The organism is Allobosea massiliensis (genome assembly GCF_042655245.1).
GTDB classification, from domain to species: Bacteria; Pseudomonadota; Alphaproteobacteria; order Rhizobiales; family Beijerinckiaceae; genus Allobosea; species Allobosea massiliensis.
The window spans coordinates 87,810-101,992 of the sequence record NZ_JBHSLU010000017.1 but is presented as its reverse complement, the minus strand read 5'-3'; the positions used below and the strand labels follow the sequence as shown (position 1 = coordinate 101,992).

Sequence of the window (14,183 nt, the reverse complement as noted above, 5' to 3'; positions counted from 1 at the left end):
AATCTCTGATGAGAAAACAGCTCAAATTGCTCTCTTAAATCGTTGGTGTGCTTCGAGATCGAGCAGGTTCAACGCGGGTGCGTGCTTGGGTGAATCCAGCCAATCGGAAACCCCTAAAATGCAGTCCAAAAGCCTCAGCGCAGTCTCGCTCCGCCGGGAAACCGCTCGCCTGAAGTTGGCCGAGAACCGCCGGCGCAACGCGGCCCGCTCATCGGCCATCGCGTCCCAGGTCACGTCGTCGGTCTCTCGAGCCGCCGATGTGCGCTCGACCCAGACCATCAGTGCCCGGCTCCACGACTGAGTCCGAGCGCGCAGATCAACCTTCGCCTGGGACGCTGTCCACTGTCGCGAAATGCCGCTCAAGGCATCTGCTCGTGAACGCCGCGCCTCGTCAGATCGGAGCACTCCATGCAGCAGAAAAGCGAAGCGGCTGACATCGAGCGCGCGGCTCGCGCCATCTGCAAAAGCCAGGGGGTCAATCCACGCTCTCTGAACGCAGACGGTCAGCCTGCATGGAAGGGCTGGGTTGCTGCGGCCAAGGCCGCGCGAAAGGAATTGCTGCGCACGGGCGATGGCGAGCAGCTATTCACGCTTGAGCTAAGCCATGCCGAGCGGGTCTGCGCGCGCCTCGAATTCGACGCAAGCTGGGACAAGGTCGGGCCCGGGTACTATCTCTTGAAACAGCAGCTGCAGGCCCAGGACGGCCGCGCCATTCGACGCAAGGAAACGCCTTGATTCTGATCACGGAAGACGACCGAGAGACGCTGGTGCGGAATGGCGAGGCGGCTGCGCATAGCGACGGCTTCGATCCCATTCCCGTGGTGAAGATCTTCGTTCCGGATGGGCCCGCCACATGGCTCCTGTCCGAGCTCGACCCGTCCGACCCCAATGTGGCCTTCGGCCTTGCGGATCTCGGACAGGGCGCGCCAGAACTGGGAAAAATCCTGATCAGCGAGATTTCCAAAATCCGAGGATCGGCAGGTCTTCCCCCCGAGCGCGATCGCTTCTTCCGAGCGGACGCACCGCTCAGTGTCTACGCCAGAGCTGCCATGGCCGCTGGCGCTATCATCAATCCCCAGGCGGTGTGACCATGTCGAAGCATACTCCATCCATCGATCTCGCCACCCTTGCTGAGGTCTCCAAGGACATCCTGGAGTGGCAGTCGACCGGATTTCTGCCGGATGACGCGCCGCTGCGCCGGTTCGCAAGCAACATCCGCAACGCCGAACAATTCGGCGACAGCGGACTCCTCCGAAGGGCCGAGGACGAGGCGGCTCGTGCAGCGATGCGCTTCGTGATCAGCCACGCCGAGGACATCGCCGGCCAGGCTCAGGTCGGAGCGGTGGCCGATGCCGAAGAGCTTTCGACAGAGGCTCTTGCTCTTGAGCTGCGCACGACCATCGCGCTGATGGCCAAGACGGCGAAGATGCGCAGCGACGTCTGGCAGCGCTGCGCAACCGCTGCGTTGAGGGCCGCGTCCATCCTCGAAAAGGCTCGGCCGGCGGAGGCCGCATCCGAAGCACCGGATGAGCCGTCGACCCCGAAGACCAGCCAGGAGATCGTCAACGAGGTGAACGACCTCGCTGGCCTGTTGCTGCGCCAGGATGGCTATGAAGCGCCGGCGGGCTACCTCCACTATCTCTCCGACAATCCGCGATCGCGTGCGGCCTTCCAGCGGGCCGTAGAGGCTTACGAGCTGATCACGTGCACCGAGGCGCACGACGCGTTGCTCGAGGTGCTGCCAGAGGACGAGGACGCCTGACATGGGCGCAGCCGACTTCATGACAAGGGCGTCTGGCGCTACCGCCAGGGAAGCCTTCCAGAATGCGACCGCCGAAGCCCGGCACGAGTACGGGCATAGGGGCTACACCGGCAGCATCGCCGAAAAACGCGACTTCCAGATGCTGACAGTCCCCGACGGAAAGACCCTCGAGCAATTTGCCGAGGAGATCGTCTGCGACGACGAGCACTGGGCCAGCGACAAAAGAGGGCCGGCCGCGTGCTTTGCGCTCGGCGACACCGAATTTCTGTTCGTGGGGGTGGCGAGCTGCTGATATCCCTCAGGCAGGTTTCCCACCCCTGCGATTCTCAGAGGATTAGCATGCGACGCCGCGCTCATTTTGCTTCGCTGTTCGTGGCGGCCATCATCGCCACCGCAGCGTCTGCACAAGCACCCGTGCCAGGCATATCGGATTCCGAGCACTACGGAATTCATGGCCCGAAGTTCGAGGCGATCGCACGCGAGCTCCTCGCCAAACGCCGATGCAAGGAAGCCGATTTCAAGGAAGTGGGCGGCTTCTGGAAATCCACCGAGCCAGGGCGCCCGGGGCAGTATTTCACCTATTGTGGCGGCATGACCTTGAGCAACAAGATCTACGTCCGGGTCAGCACGGACAAGGCCGAAGTGGTCAACTAGGCTGCAGCATCGCCCCCACTCCGCAGCAGCAAGCGATTTATGGAGGATATAGGCCCTTGCGTCGAAATCTGGTGGGCCTTGCGCTCCTCGTCACTGCCGTTGCTCACACCCCGGCGACGGCCAATGTCGCGCTACTCCTGTTCGACGGGGAGACGGGGAAGACCTTCGCCGGATGTCTCAACTGCAATCGCTTCGACGAAGCCGCCGTTTGCAACAAGTTCGGCGATTACGGCTCCAAATTCAGCGAAAAAAGCATCTGGAACCAATTTGGACAGTTCGGCTCGAAATTCGAGACGAATAGCCCCTGGAACAAATTCGGCGAGGGGCTCCGCGTCGTCGACGCCCAGGGAAATTACTATGGACGCTTCACGATCTCGATGATCGGTCGCTCCCGGTTGAAGCTCGTGGAACAGATCGTTGCAGCTCATGAGGCTGTGGAATCCCTCGACCAACTGCAGGAGATGCTCTGCGGCGGTTGAAAGCCCTCCGGAGCAATTACGTGCCTGCTATCCAGACGCCTACGAGAAGCGCCCGCCGCAGAATGCTGACCACCGTCATTTTCATCATCCTGGTGGCCTACGCCGGCATCTGCGCCGCGATGTTCCTGATGCAGCGCTCGATGATGTACATCCCCGATCGAGCGCGCGTGTCCGTCCCCCAGACCGGCGGCACCGCCTTCAAGGAGGTGTTCGTCCAAACCAAAGACCGGCAGACGATTGTGGCCTGGACGGTTGATCCCCGTCCGGGCAAGCCGGTGATCCTCTATTTCCACGGGAACGGTGGCAACTTCGCCTACGGCCGGATCGAGAAGTTCCGGCAGCTCACAGCCGACGGAGCAGGCCTCTTCGCCGTCAATTACCGCGGCTATGGGGGCTCTACCGGCTCGCCGAGCGAGGCTGGCCTGCGTCTCGATGCCGACGCGGCCTACGACGCCGCTGTGGCCCGTTACGGGGCTGATCGCCTGGTCGGCTATGGCGAGTCCCTCGGCACAGGTGTGATGGTCCAGCTTGCGGCCCGCAAGCCGCTCAAGGCCGTGGTGCTGGAAGCGCCGTTTCTCTCGACAGTGTCCGTTGCGAAGCGCCTGTTCGGCTGGCTGCCGGTCTCCGTCCTGATGCGGGATCAGTTCCGCTCCGATCTCTCCATCGCGAAGATCAACGCGCCGCTGCTGATCATCCATGGCGAGCAGGACGAGGTTATCGCCTTCGACCAGGGCAAGGCGCTTTTCGATCTCGCATCGGAGCCGAAGCAGTTCCTGCCCGTCGCAGGTGGACGCCACAACGACCTCACCGACTTCGGGGTGTTGGAGAACGCTCGCGACTTCTTTCGCGACAGCGTCTCGTAAGATAAAATAGACGCCGGTAATCCCTGCTATTTCACCGACCCATTTCCACATCGCGGCCGCCCTGCGCCGTATGGAGAGCGCATGTTCGCGGCGTCAGTTCTCTACCCGCACGCTGTTTATCAAATTACCTTGATTTTCAAATGAGGCGTTCATGAAACAGAGTGATTTCCGCACCGGCCAGCTCTGGCGTGTCATCAAGGAAGGCGCATACCTCTGGGGCTGGAAGCCCTGCGGCCCGGGCGCGCAGCAGGGCTGGCGCCAGACGCTCGCCGTCGGCACCATTCTCACCTGCAGCGGCCCTTCGATGAGCAGCGGCGACGGCGTGCCGATCGTCAAATGGGCCGACGAACACGGGCAGCCGCTGGCTGGGGACTGCGAGTTTCAACCGGCGATCGGCGGCATGTGGTCGAGCGCGCCGGCCGACGGCTACCTCGAGATCGTTCTGCCGGCCTTCGTGAAATCGTTCGACGAGGTCCGCGCCTGGACCGACTATGAGCGCTGCATGGCCGTCCAGAACTACGACTACAAGGTCGACGACTGGGAGACATTCGCCAAGAACGCCCCGGCCACGCTCGTCGCCCGCGCCGAGGAGTTCAAGAATGCCCAGAAGGTGCCGAGCGTTATCTGGGATCCCAATGACAACGACGAAGGCTACCTCCTCGTGTGTGACGGCCGCTGGCCGCCCGACGTCGTCGAGCTGTGCGAGCAGATCGCTGAATCCGCGACCGAAGGGCCTCTGAGCGTGAAGGAATAGGCCGTGGACGTTTCCCAGATCATTCTCACCCAGATCGGCGGCCGCCGCTTCACCGCGATGACAGGCGCCAAGAACTTCGTCGGAGGCGAGAACACCCTCTCGTTCACGATCGCGGCGAGCAACGAGCCGAAAATCAAAGGCTGCCGCATCCGCCTCGACGCCGATGACACGTACACCATGGTGTTCCTGAAGAAGGCCAAGAAGGACCCGGTGTTCAAGATGAGCGTCGGCCTGGATGTGGCAGTCGAGCGATCCGGGTTGCATGCCGAAGACCTGCAGCGCGTCTTCACGAGCGTGACGGGCCTGGATACCCACTTATAAATGCCGTTAATTCTGCAGGGTTGACGTAATTCAATCCCGGAAATACAAGCTAAAAATCGCCTTACGGCCGAATTAAACGCGGATGTACCGGAAATTCGGCAGTGGGGTACGTGGTGGTAAAGCGCTGACCCGTAAGACCGCAAGGGCGGGTCGGCACCTTAAATTTGGGACCTCTCGACGATGTTCCGAGCCGCAGTCTGAGCCTCCAAGCGAGGAGAAATTGAACACGCCTTCGCACCGGCATTTAATCCAGCCGGTTCCTGGACGCGGGATATAGGGTGGTGAGAGACCACCAGGCTCAGAGTGTTTTTCAGGATGGGGCTTAGGGCCACTCGCGAGAGTCATCCTGGATCGCCGCCCAAGCGGCTTTAGAACGGCGGATCTTGGGAATTCGCCGATGCCGAAATGGCGATCCGTTGCGGCGGGTCGCCATTTTGCTGACTATCGCGATAAACCCCGGTATAATCGCGCCAAGCCTTTTAAGCGGATTATCCATGGAATATTTGCCGATGTCCGGTCAGCAGACCGGAGACGCCGTCGCGTGCGCGATCGTCGAGAAACTCGATACCGGTGCCATCTTTTTTCACGCAGACGATGTGCGGGCCCTCCTGGCCCACTACGTCGACGCCGATCAGCGCGCCACCGAGGCAGAGACTGCGGCAAAGCGCATCATGGACCCCAACCTCCACCACCTGCGCATGGAGGACGGAGCGATCGATCTCGCGCTCACGGGTCCGCTGGTCCAGCACATGGGGCTCGTCATCACCGAGCACTTCCGTGTCACGGGGGCCGAGAACTATCTCGAGATGACCTACACGACCAAGTCGGAACCGATCGAGCACTTCAACTGGACGATCCGCAAGCAGGTCGGGCTGAACAGCCCGCACCAGCTGCGCGCGAAGGCTGAAGCCGAACGAGACGAGCTGCGCGCTCAGCTTGGCGCCACCGCCCGGGCCTGGCTCGCGATCCCGCAGGACGGGACGGAAGCGTCCGTAATCACCGATGCAGGGGAGGCCGCCGAGATGGCTCGGCATCCCGACCTTTGGCGCGTGGTCGCGCTCATCGAAGGCGGGCCAATGCCCGTGGGAGGCGAATGAAGTCCGAGGCTGGATCCGATTGAGGCCAATCGGCTGCAAATCCCGCAAAGGACAAACAGATGAGCAATCAGACCATCTCGTCGCGAAACAGCATGTCGCGGTCCGAGCGGCAGTTCATCCTCAGCTACATGCCGGCTGCATTCGCTGCCGGCTCCCTCGTCGGGTCGATCCTGATGATGTCGATCGGTCTGCTGCGACTGATGCCGGAATTCCTCGGCTTCTCGCTGCATGGCCTCGGCTTCGCTCTGGCAATTGCTGCTGTCGCGATCCTGTTCGAACAGAACAGCGCGGAGTACCGCTCGCAGATGATCGCCGTCACCGACGCCCTGCGCGACGCGCGCCGGCGCTGGCTGCTCACCACGGCCGCTCTCGGAGCCCTCGCTCCCAATCTGATCAACCTGCTGCTACGGCTCTGAGAGCCAGCCTGAACGCACATAGAAGGGGATGGCGATGGAAGCGCGGTCGAAGACGATCACCATCCCCTGGCGCTCTCAACTGCGCCATCCTCGAACGGCCCCTCGAGATGGGGCCATGTTCCATGGGATCCCGAAGGGCTCGGCAGAGCCGGCCCGCCTGTTGTGGGATCCTGAGATGAATTGCTTCCTGTCCAGCGACTTTGCCTGCGTCGATGAGCTGGCGTGTTGGTGGCCCCGGAGCGGTGAGGCCTATTCCCCAATAAGGACGGTCGATCCTCTCCCCTGAGTTTTCTTTCCCCGGCGTGGTGCTGGGTGAAGGATTTGAGAAATCCAACCCCGATAAGAAACGGCCATTCGGGCCTTTTTGAGTGACGGAGGTCTTTGAGCGCTTTAGATGGAGGCCAGCATGACCGATGAGAATCAGACCGCGGCCAAGAGCCGGTTCAGCAGGGACGACTGGGTGCTCTATGCACTCCTGGCGCTCCTGATCCTGGTCATCGCTGTCGAGCAGATTTTTGGCCTCGACAACGCCTTGGCCAAGCTGAAGGACCTGTTCGCGACGACGCTGATGTGGGCGATCACCGGCGTCTGGGTGGCCCTCTTCGTCAAGCTGTTCTGGCCCTGGATCCGGATCTGGATGTATTTCGTCGTTACCGTCGCAATCGTCTGGTTCTGGTGGAGGGTCGGCGGCCACTAGCTGCCCCTTCGGGAACGCTCTTCAAACCGCCGTGTCGCCCACGGCGGTTTTTTCATGCCTGGCGGCTTCCCCCGGCAATGACACCCTGACGAAAATCACCCGGTTGGCGAACCTCGTTTGAAACGAACCCCATAAAGGGACAATCGCCATGCGCCGCCTTGCTCTGATCGCCGCCGCCGTCGCCCTGCTTTTCTCGGCCTTCGCCGTCACCGACACCGCCGAGGCCGGCGGGCATGGCCGCCCCGGCTACCGTGGCAATCACGCGCCCCTGCCGGCGATGCGCCTCGCTCAGATCAAGCGCAACAAGCAGGCGGCCGCTGCGCTGGCCGCTGGCCTCCTCGGCGTCGCGGCCATCACCGAGGCGATCGCTTCGAATTTCGGCGCTCATGGCATTCAGCCGACCTACGCCGGCCTGCGTCCCGGTGGCGTCGTCGTCGCTCACAACCCGGACTTCCCCATGATCGAGGGCTACGCGAACCCGTGCAGCTTCGAGCGGGTCATGGATTTCTACGGGCGTCCGACGAGCCGCGTCGTCAAGGTCTGCCGCTGATCAATCTCCGGCCCGGTGCCGTGGGGCGAGCTTCACGCTCGCCCCTATTTTTTTTGGAGAAGCTGCGCGAGAGCGTGAGCCGCTTTCATGCCCTTTAGGGCTGAATTTATTGGGGATGATTTGACCTTAAACCCCAAAGAGACATGGCGAAGGCGCCGTGATCTCTGACGTCGTTGCAGGATGAGAGGAGCAGATTTTGAAAGAGTTCTTCATCGTGTGGACCTTCTGGATGGGCTTCACCCCGACTGGCGCGATGCCCGCCCAGGTTCACCCCGAAAACGTCCAAATCGCCTACCTCGCCAAATAACCCGATCAGGCCGTAGCGCTCACGCGCTGCGGCCTTCGGCGTGCGAAGACGACCGCCTCGAGATAACCTCCCGCTGGCCCTGGCGCCGCTCCAAGATCACGAAGGAGACCATCGTGACCGATCGAAACCGAAAAGTCGGCGACATCGTCTGGGACGAGATCATGCCAACGTCCGGCCCTCTGCGCGGCAAGACCCTCGGGATCAAGCGCGGCCGCGTCGTGGACGTGCTCAGGGATCCGCGCGGCCGCATGTCCGTGAGGGTCGAGTGGGAAGGCGACTTCGAACCCCACACGGGCAAGCTCCTGACCGCTGCGGAGCTTCCCGAGCACCAGCGATCGTCGACGAAATTCGACTGGGGCGTGATGTCCGCCAAGGAAATCGGCATCATCGTCAAAGGCGGTCTGCTCGACGGCAAGGACGGCGACTTCTCGGAGGCGCAATGCCCGGAGCTCAAGGCGCTCAATCCGCTCTATCGGCTCGCGATCGAAGACCCGACCGCCGCAGTCGTCATCAATCCCGAGCATGCGCCGGAATTGTCACTCGAGCCGGCATGAATGCAATCACCAGGCCGTAGCGCTCGCGCGCTGCGGCCTTTTTTGTGTCGAGCCACTCATCCCCAGCCTTAGCGGCAAGCATCGGCACCAGCGCTTCCCGCCGCGCTCCACTGTGTTACTGGTCATTGGGGGAAACGGGGCTCAAGAAAATCAATGCTAAAGATCGCAGCTTGCATTTTGCCACTCTCTATCGCCCTCGCCCAAGCAGCTCACGCGCAAACGGATGAGGTGACCGCGACCGTACCCGAACAATGGGTGACCTACGCCGACGGGCTCAAGGATAAGCGGCTGTACCGGCGCTATACGATCACGCAGGACGCCAGCAACCTCCCCAACCTCGTGAGTTTCAACTGCCCGAAGGACAAGACCGTCCTCGCTCACCTGACATTCCACCTCGCCAGTGCGATCAAGATGGACACGGTCGTTCCCAGCGGATTCGACAAAGTCGAGGGGCGCTTTCTCGTCAACGAGAAGTCCTCCTTTACGCTGCCCGGCGAGGTGATCAAATCCGATCTGTTCTTCGACCGCGCGCCGGGCACCTGGCGGGAAATCGACCAGATCATGTCGGCTAAAATCGTGCAGCTTCGCTTCGGCCCGCAGCCAGCGAAAATGGCGATCAAGACCTCCGCCGAGTTCGGCGACCTCATCAAAAAGGTCATCACACCGCGCCTGCAGAACCCGCGTTTCTTGAGCACCACAGCAGTGCTCAGCGACTGCCGGAAATTCCGCGGCGAATAGAGCGAAAAAGGGAAGACTGACGTCATGAAATGGATTGCGCTGTTCGCCGCCCTGGCAATTGCCAGCCCCGCGGCTGCACAACAATTGCCTCGCTTCGAAAAGGACACGCCCTATTCCCAGGTCCGCGCGAAACTGATCGCAAGCGGCTACAAGGTCCACAAAATCCCGGCGGCCGATTTTGACCGCTGCGCTCCGGGACGCACCGAGCTCTGCGATATCTACCCCGAGACGAGGATATGTCGCGGCACGGGCAGGGCCTCCTGCGAATTTGTCCTGGTGGGCCCGAAGGGAGCAGTCAGCATCACCACAGCAGGCGAGTCGACCGATCCCGGCTTTGTCTCGATCAAGTTCATGACGGACCGCGAAATCTCCCAGATGCTCGCGGAATAACCCCGCTCTGCGACCCTTTCCAGAGATGCGGCCGCGCTCAGGTGCGGCCGGCGTCCTTGGTTTTCATCACCATCCAGACGGCGGGGTCACTCGCGATCCGACTGTCGACGATGGACCAAACGATGTTGTCCCAGACAGCTCCCTTGCCGGCGGTGCGGGCCATATGTTCGCGAACCAGCGTGGGATTTAGAACCGGCCCGGTCAGGACACGCCAGACCTGATGCATATCGGTCCAGAGCTCGAACGCGGGCGGTTGCTTGGCGCCGTCGCCCCTGCTGGTGCGCCACATCCATCTGACCACTCGCACCGCTACGAAAGTCAGGTGCAGAGCCATTAGCGCGCCGTAGATCCCGAGAACCCACGTCGCCGTCGTCGACCATCCTTGCACATAGAGCAGGCTGATCACGCCGATCGGGATTGCCCAGTTGATGAGGAGGTAAAGGAAAGCCCTGCGAGCCGCGCCGAGAAAATCGGGCCGCTTCATCGCATCCAGGTTCCCCTTCGTGGCGAAGTAGCGATGATGGACGCCCAGGAGGTCGCGGCGTCCTGGAAGGTGCTTCTGCTTGACCTCTTCGCCAAAGGCCTGGAGCTCGCGCGTGATGAGCGCGTCGACCAACACCCAGTCCACGAACGGGTGCCGCATCCAGCCGCTGGAGACATAGTCGGCAGCTACCGAAATCACCTCTTCATTCGAGTGCTCCACCGCGCTTTCGCTTTCGTATCCCTCTCGAAAGGCAACGAGCGGATCGCGTCGCTTCCAGAGGTATCGGCGCGCGGCTGCTTCCGCTTTGGCCTCCTCCGCTGTGGGCTCCCCAGTACGGTGCCAGCCCTTCAGCCGATTGGGCGTCAGGATGCCCCACAGGGCCTCCACGACGTCACCGGCCGCATCGAGGCGATCCCTGTAGGCCTTCACCCCGTCGCCGCGGCGAGCGGTCTCCTTGAAGGCCTGCCCTGCCAGATCAAGCAGCACCCAACGGATCTGATCTTCTCCGTAACCAGGCGACGGTGGATGGCGCTCCGCAAGCCAAGAACGGGCGATCTCCGCCGCTACCGACGCAGCTAGCGTCGATGTCGCCGAGGCGCTCTCGCGGTCACTGTCGTATTGGGACATTGCGTCACTCGATCCGACTGAACGCTTCAATTGTATGGATCGCTTCCAGAAGAGCAAACGAGATTGCTCGCTACGCGAACTGGCGAGCGGGATAGGCGACGGGATTTTCTCAATGAAGACCAGTCCGATGAAATCCCAAGGAGACCGTCATGGCCAAGCCGATGATCAAAAAGGTGAGGGGCTATGACGCCGGCGGCCACGGCTGCGATGCCTTCGCCATTCGCGTTGGAGGAAAGAAGGGCCGCTTGTGGGCGCCCGCCGGCGCGACGCGTGGCGCGTTTGCGACCTACGAGACGCGTGCCCGGGCTGAGCGCTTCATCGCGGAGGGTGGCTTGATCGAGGTCGAAACGGTCAGTCTGACGGACGCGCTCGCTGCATCCGGATGGGTGGAAGAGGAGGGCCACTCCGACGCGAACCGCACCCGCTTCAGAGAGTGGACGATCGCGAACAGCGTCTACCTGTACGCGCGGCCGAAAGAGAAGTTCTTCCCGGCCATCGGCATCCGCAACGCCCAGAGGCTCGGGCTCTCAAAGATCGTGATGGAGGATCTCTCCTGATCGAGGTTTGAGACCGCTGTTATTCAATCCCGCGAAGGACCGAGACATGCGCAAGAACCATGACCAATGGGACCTCGTGACCGTGCTCGTGATGTTCGTTTTCATGAGCTGCCTCGCGCTGCACTCCGAGGCTCTGGCCTACACGGCTGCACTCATCACCTTCGTTGTGTTTCGGCCGCGCCGCCGCAGGCTCTTTCGGCCTTCGAGGATCGCCGAACGGGTGATCACGGCCAGGCCGCGCAGTTCCGGCCGTCAAGGCTTCGCGCGATAGCCGCACCCCCAACCCGCCTGATATAATTGCAATAAGCCCGCGGGGATCGCGCATATCGCTATTTTACCGGGGTTTTCTCCGGCGATTGCGCGCGCCCGGACGACACCGGAGTTCTGATAAATGCGATTTCCGCGCAATGCTCACGAACCCAGTCCGCTGGGGTTTGGCTCCGACGAAATCCGCCATATCGGCGAGCATTTTGCCAACCGGCGCAGCATCCAGCCGGGGGCCTCTCTGACTGCTCTCGTCACCGAGCTGGGCGGTCGGATCGGCAATCTGATGAACGGCGATATCGTCGACAGCGATGCTGACAGCCTGATCGTCTACCGGGACCGAAGCTTCCTGGCGCGCATCAAGGAGCCGACCGATCCCGACCAGCCGAAGATGCGGTTCGAGCTCGCCATCCTGATCGGCCACTACGTCATGCATCTGCACCGTGTGCATGCAAAATACGGCCTGGAATGCGGAATGCTCGTGCCGTTCTACGCGAAGACCGGCCCGCAGCTCGCATGTCAGCGTGAAGCGATCGACTTCGCCTTCGGCTTCCTCATCCCACGAGACGCATTTCTCGCGTGCTGGGCTGCTCGACATGGTTCGGCCGCCGCTGTCGCAGGGGATTTCGCGGTCCCGCAGAAATACATCGAGACCATCCGCTCGGCCTATGTCGAGCCGAGGCTCAAAGCGGCGTAATCCGCCCCGAAATTCAGGAATTTGCCATGGCGACAATCCATCATGAGGTCTTCGACCGGGACCACAACGACCGCGATGAGATCATCGTCGGCTACACCTTCACGCCCGGCTGCAAGCCACACTTCGGCTCCTGGAGCTACGCCGGCGACCCCGGCTACGGGCCAGAGGTCCAGATCGTGACCGCCAGACATGGCGTGACCTACGACCCGGTGAAGCTGACCGAGGCCGAGGCCCAGCGCATCACCGAAAGCCTCGCCGAAAACCACCGCGAAGCCGCCTGATCCACCGATCTCGCCAACCCCAGGAGTTCCGAATGTCGGCTGACAAGCACCGCTCCCTCGCTCGCCGCATCGCATGGCTTCGATACTTCTCGGCAATCGGCGCCGACGGGTCGATCGCCTGCCATCGCCGCATCACCGGCGTGAAGAACTACCCCCATGTCACGGTCGATCTCCTTCGGCTCGAGCACGACGGCCTGGTTCGTCGAAGCCGTGTGAAGCTCGGCTGGTTCGTAGGCAACGGCACTGCGACCGCTTTCGAAGCCACTGCATCCGGCCTGGCGGTCCTTCACGAGGCCCTCGTCAAGCACGGGAAGGATTTCGGTCCGCAAAGCCTCGTTCACGCGACGCAGTCGGATCGGCCCAACAAGCACCAGCGCGCGTTGCGCAGTCTCCTGCCGTGGGAACGAGCGAAGACGGTTCGTGCGTCCCGCCGCGGATTGTCGATCGCCAGCTAGATTGAAGGCCGCGACCTGATCGCGGCCTTTTTTCATGCCCCGCAGCTTTGCAGGAAGCTACGTAGACGCCCGGCGCCGTCCCCAATCTCCATGGCGTTGAACCCAAGGAAGATCGGCGCTTCCCGAGCATGCTGCAGCATCACGCCGACGGTTTGCGCACGCCCGATCGCGCGAGCCTGCGCCAGCGTGAGCTCATAGCTCCCGTTGAACCAACCGTTCTTGATCTCGCGCCGGACCGGCTTCAGCGTCTGGTTCTGGCCCCCAATCACCAAGGTGTGGGCGCGCATCCTCATGACCTCCTCCTGGCGGCCCTGCGGATCCATGATCATGTGAAGCAGGAAAGACCTCTGAGCAGGACAGGCGAGGATGAATTTGTTGATGCCATAGACAGTGTCGCGCTCACCCTTGATGTAGTTGAACCCGCCTTGGCTCTCGAGCGTCCAGGTCGTTCGTTCGAAGCCGTTGTTGGTGACCCTCAGGCGCTCCAGGTCCTCCCGCGAGGGCTCCGCCATTTCCGATTTGCCGGCCGAGACGAACACCTCGTTGAATTTTGGGGAAATGCCCATCTCGTGAACGTATGTCGAGATCGCCGCCGAGACGATCTGAGCCAGGTCCACGGAGTCCCTCACCGGCTCGCTGAACCAGAAGCGGTGAACGCCATACTTTGCTGTCCCAGACATCCAGCGAAAGCGACCGCCGAGATAGGCCAAAGAGCAGGCGCTGTAGCACTGTCCACCGGAGTACTTGACGGCCGCGTTCGGGTTTTCGTCGCGCCGACCGACATTCACAGCGAAGCCGTTTTGGCGGATCATCCGGCCGATTTTCATCGCCGTAATCGGATTGCCGCCTGGCGAATTGAAAATGACCGTCGAGTATTGGTCCGGGCTATTCGCCCTCAGAAACTCTGCGAAGCGCTGGTCGGCCTCTCCGTCGATTTCCCCGTCCAGATAGATTTCCCAGCCCGTCCCTGAAACAAAATGCATGAATTTTTCAGGCGGCGTGCCAGTGATCTGCAGCTTCTGAGCGGCTGCAGGGGAAATCACGGCAGCAAGTAAAAGAGCTGCAAGACCCGTCAACCCGCTTTTCACCAAACGCATCGGCATCTCCGAGAGCAATCGTCGCGGCCTCCCGGCCGAACGCCGATCTCTGGTAAGCAGGCAGGGTAAGGCACGCAACAGCACATCCAGCCGGGCGCGCCCTTTATCCCAAATATCCATCTAATCGGAGGCACGTGTT

General features: G+C 61.9%; 24 protein-coding genes. 21 read left to right on the top strand and 3 right to left on the bottom strand.

Annotated features, from left to right (window positions below; all coding sequences use genetic code 11):
* Nucleotides 1-21: 21 nt before the first annotated feature.
* The gene (locus tag ACFPN9_RS09485) at nucleotides 22-279 is read right to left on the bottom strand and encodes a hypothetical protein (RefSeq protein WP_377816663.1); all 258 of its coding nucleotides are present in this window, start codon (nucleotides 277-279) and stop codon (nucleotides 22-24) included.
* A 129-nt stretch (nucleotides 280-408) separates the two neighbouring features.
* On the opposite strand from ACFPN9_RS09485, the gene ACFPN9_RS09480 reads away from it, so the two are divergent.
* The 16 genes from ACFPN9_RS09480 to ACFPN9_RS09405 all read left to right on the top strand — a co-directional run bounded on the left by ACFPN9_RS09480 (nucleotide 409) and on the right by ACFPN9_RS09405 (nucleotide 9,582).
* Nucleotides 409-735 carry a hypothetical protein gene (locus ACFPN9_RS09480; protein ID WP_377816661.1) on the top strand — a complete coding sequence of 109 codons (327 nt, stop codon included), beginning with the start codon at nucleotides 409-411 and terminating at the stop codon, nucleotides 733-735.
* On the top strand, nucleotides 732-1,088 hold the full coding sequence (locus ACFPN9_RS09475; RefSeq protein ID WP_377816658.1) for a DUF2958 domain-containing protein: 357 nt from the start codon (nucleotides 732-734) through the stop codon (nucleotides 1,086-1,088). Before ACFPN9_RS09480 ends, ACFPN9_RS09475 begins: the two co-directional genes overlap by 4 nt.
* On the top strand, nucleotides 1,085-1,762 hold the full coding sequence (locus tag ACFPN9_RS09470; RefSeq protein WP_377816656.1) for a hypothetical protein: 678 nt from the start codon (nucleotides 1,085-1,087) through the stop codon (nucleotides 1,760-1,762). The genes ACFPN9_RS09475 and ACFPN9_RS09470 overlap by 4 nt, the downstream gene beginning before the upstream one ends.
* Nucleotide 1,763: 1 nt before the next feature.
* The gene (locus ACFPN9_RS09465) at nucleotides 1,764-2,054 is read left to right on the top strand and encodes a hypothetical protein (protein ID WP_377816654.1); all 291 of its coding nucleotides are present in this window, start codon (nucleotides 1,764-1,766) and stop codon (nucleotides 2,052-2,054) included.
* A 47-nt stretch (nucleotides 2,055-2,101) separates the two neighbouring features.
* Complete coding sequence (locus tag ACFPN9_RS09460) at nucleotides 2,102-2,416, top strand: hypothetical protein (RefSeq protein WP_377816652.1); 315 nt, start codon at nucleotides 2,102-2,104, stop codon at nucleotides 2,414-2,416.
* Nucleotides 2,417-2,472: 56 nt separating this feature from the next.
* Entirely contained in the window at nucleotides 2,473-2,895 is a 423-nt protein-coding gene (locus ACFPN9_RS09455; RefSeq protein WP_377816649.1) for a hypothetical protein, read from the top strand.
* A 62-nt stretch (nucleotides 2,896-2,957) separates the two neighbouring features.
* Nucleotides 2,958-3,758, top strand: coding sequence for an alpha/beta hydrolase (locus tag ACFPN9_RS09450; protein ID WP_377816647.1), 801 nt, complete (start codon nucleotides 2,958-2,960; stop codon nucleotides 3,756-3,758).
* A gap of 151 nt (nucleotides 3,759-3,909) precedes the next feature.
* Nucleotides 3,910-4,512 (top strand): hypothetical protein, encoded by a 603-nt coding sequence (locus ACFPN9_RS09445; protein WP_377816645.1) that lies wholly within the window; start codon nucleotides 3,910-3,912, stop codon nucleotides 4,510-4,512.
* Between the two features lie 3 nt (nucleotides 4,513-4,515).
* Complete coding sequence (locus ACFPN9_RS09440) at nucleotides 4,516-4,833, top strand: hypothetical protein (RefSeq protein WP_377816643.1); 318 nt, start codon at nucleotides 4,516-4,518, stop codon at nucleotides 4,831-4,833.
* A 494-nt stretch (nucleotides 4,834-5,327) separates the two neighbouring features.
* A complete protein-coding gene (locus ACFPN9_RS09435; RefSeq protein WP_377816641.1) occupies nucleotides 5,328-5,930 on the top strand; it encodes a hypothetical protein in 603 nt (200 codons plus the stop codon).
* A 59-nt stretch (nucleotides 5,931-5,989) separates the two neighbouring features.
* Nucleotides 5,990-6,346 carry a hypothetical protein gene (locus ACFPN9_RS09430; RefSeq protein WP_377816639.1) on the top strand — a complete coding sequence of 119 codons (357 nt, stop codon included), beginning with the start codon at nucleotides 5,990-5,992 and terminating at the stop codon, nucleotides 6,344-6,346.
* Between the two features lie 406 nt (nucleotides 6,347-6,752).
* Nucleotides 6,753-7,043, top strand: a complete 291-nt coding sequence (locus ACFPN9_RS09425) for a hypothetical protein (RefSeq protein WP_377816637.1) — start codon at nucleotides 6,753-6,755, stop codon at nucleotides 7,041-7,043.
* A gap of 148 nt (nucleotides 7,044-7,191) precedes the next feature.
* Nucleotides 7,192-7,593, top strand: coding sequence for a hypothetical protein (locus ACFPN9_RS09420; protein ID WP_377816635.1), 402 nt, complete (start codon nucleotides 7,192-7,194; stop codon nucleotides 7,591-7,593).
* Between the two features lie 216 nt (nucleotides 7,594-7,809).
* Entirely contained in the window at nucleotides 7,810-8,454 is a 645-nt protein-coding gene (locus ACFPN9_RS09415) for a hypothetical protein (RefSeq protein WP_377816633.1), read from the top strand.
* A gap of 153 nt (nucleotides 8,455-8,607) precedes the next feature.
* Nucleotides 8,608-9,192, top strand: coding sequence for a hypothetical protein (locus ACFPN9_RS09410; RefSeq protein ID WP_377816631.1), 585 nt, complete (start codon nucleotides 8,608-8,610; stop codon nucleotides 9,190-9,192).
* 24 nt (nucleotides 9,193-9,216) lie between these two features.
* A complete protein-coding gene (locus ACFPN9_RS09405) occupies nucleotides 9,217-9,582 on the top strand; it encodes a hypothetical protein (protein ID WP_068308077.1) in 366 nt (121 codons plus the stop codon).
* A 37-nt stretch (nucleotides 9,583-9,619) separates the two neighbouring features.
* Here the strand turns inward: ACFPN9_RS09405 and ACFPN9_RS09400 are convergent, their stop codons facing one another.
* Nucleotides 9,620-10,693 (bottom strand): hypothetical protein, encoded by a 1,074-nt coding sequence (locus tag ACFPN9_RS09400; RefSeq protein WP_377816629.1) that lies wholly within the window; start codon nucleotides 10,691-10,693, stop codon nucleotides 9,620-9,622.
* 149 nt (nucleotides 10,694-10,842) lie between these two features.
* Here ACFPN9_RS09400 and ACFPN9_RS09395 point away from each other — a divergent pair, with 149 nt between their 5' ends.
* The 5 genes from ACFPN9_RS09395 to ACFPN9_RS09375 all read left to right on the top strand — a co-directional run bounded on the left by ACFPN9_RS09395 (nucleotide 10,843) and on the right by ACFPN9_RS09375 (nucleotide 12,947).
* Nucleotides 10,843-11,250, top strand: coding sequence for a hypothetical protein (locus ACFPN9_RS09395; RefSeq protein WP_377816627.1), 408 nt, complete (start codon nucleotides 10,843-10,845; stop codon nucleotides 11,248-11,250).
* A 46-nt stretch (nucleotides 11,251-11,296) separates the two neighbouring features.
* On the top strand, nucleotides 11,297-11,521 hold the full coding sequence (locus ACFPN9_RS09390) for a hypothetical protein (RefSeq protein WP_068308069.1): 225 nt from the start codon (nucleotides 11,297-11,299) through the stop codon (nucleotides 11,519-11,521).
* Between the two features lie 120 nt (nucleotides 11,522-11,641).
* On the top strand, nucleotides 11,642-12,211 hold the full coding sequence (locus tag ACFPN9_RS09385; protein WP_377816624.1) for an ImmA/IrrE family metallo-endopeptidase: 570 nt from the start codon (nucleotides 11,642-11,644) through the stop codon (nucleotides 12,209-12,211).
* A 26-nt stretch (nucleotides 12,212-12,237) separates the two neighbouring features.
* A complete protein-coding gene (locus ACFPN9_RS09380) occupies nucleotides 12,238-12,492 on the top strand; it encodes a hypothetical protein (protein WP_377816622.1) in 255 nt (84 codons plus the stop codon).
* A gap of 32 nt (nucleotides 12,493-12,524) precedes the next feature.
* Nucleotides 12,525-12,947 (top strand): hypothetical protein, encoded by a 423-nt coding sequence (locus tag ACFPN9_RS09375; RefSeq protein ID WP_068308061.1) that lies wholly within the window; start codon nucleotides 12,525-12,527, stop codon nucleotides 12,945-12,947.
* A 32-nt stretch (nucleotides 12,948-12,979) separates the two neighbouring features.
* Here the strand turns inward: ACFPN9_RS09375 and ACFPN9_RS09370 are convergent, their stop codons facing one another.
* Nucleotides 12,980-14,044, bottom strand: coding sequence for a COG3904 family protein (locus ACFPN9_RS09370; protein ID WP_377816619.1), 1,065 nt, complete (start codon nucleotides 14,042-14,044; stop codon nucleotides 12,980-12,982).
* Between the last annotated feature and the right edge of the window lie 139 nt (nucleotides 14,045-14,183).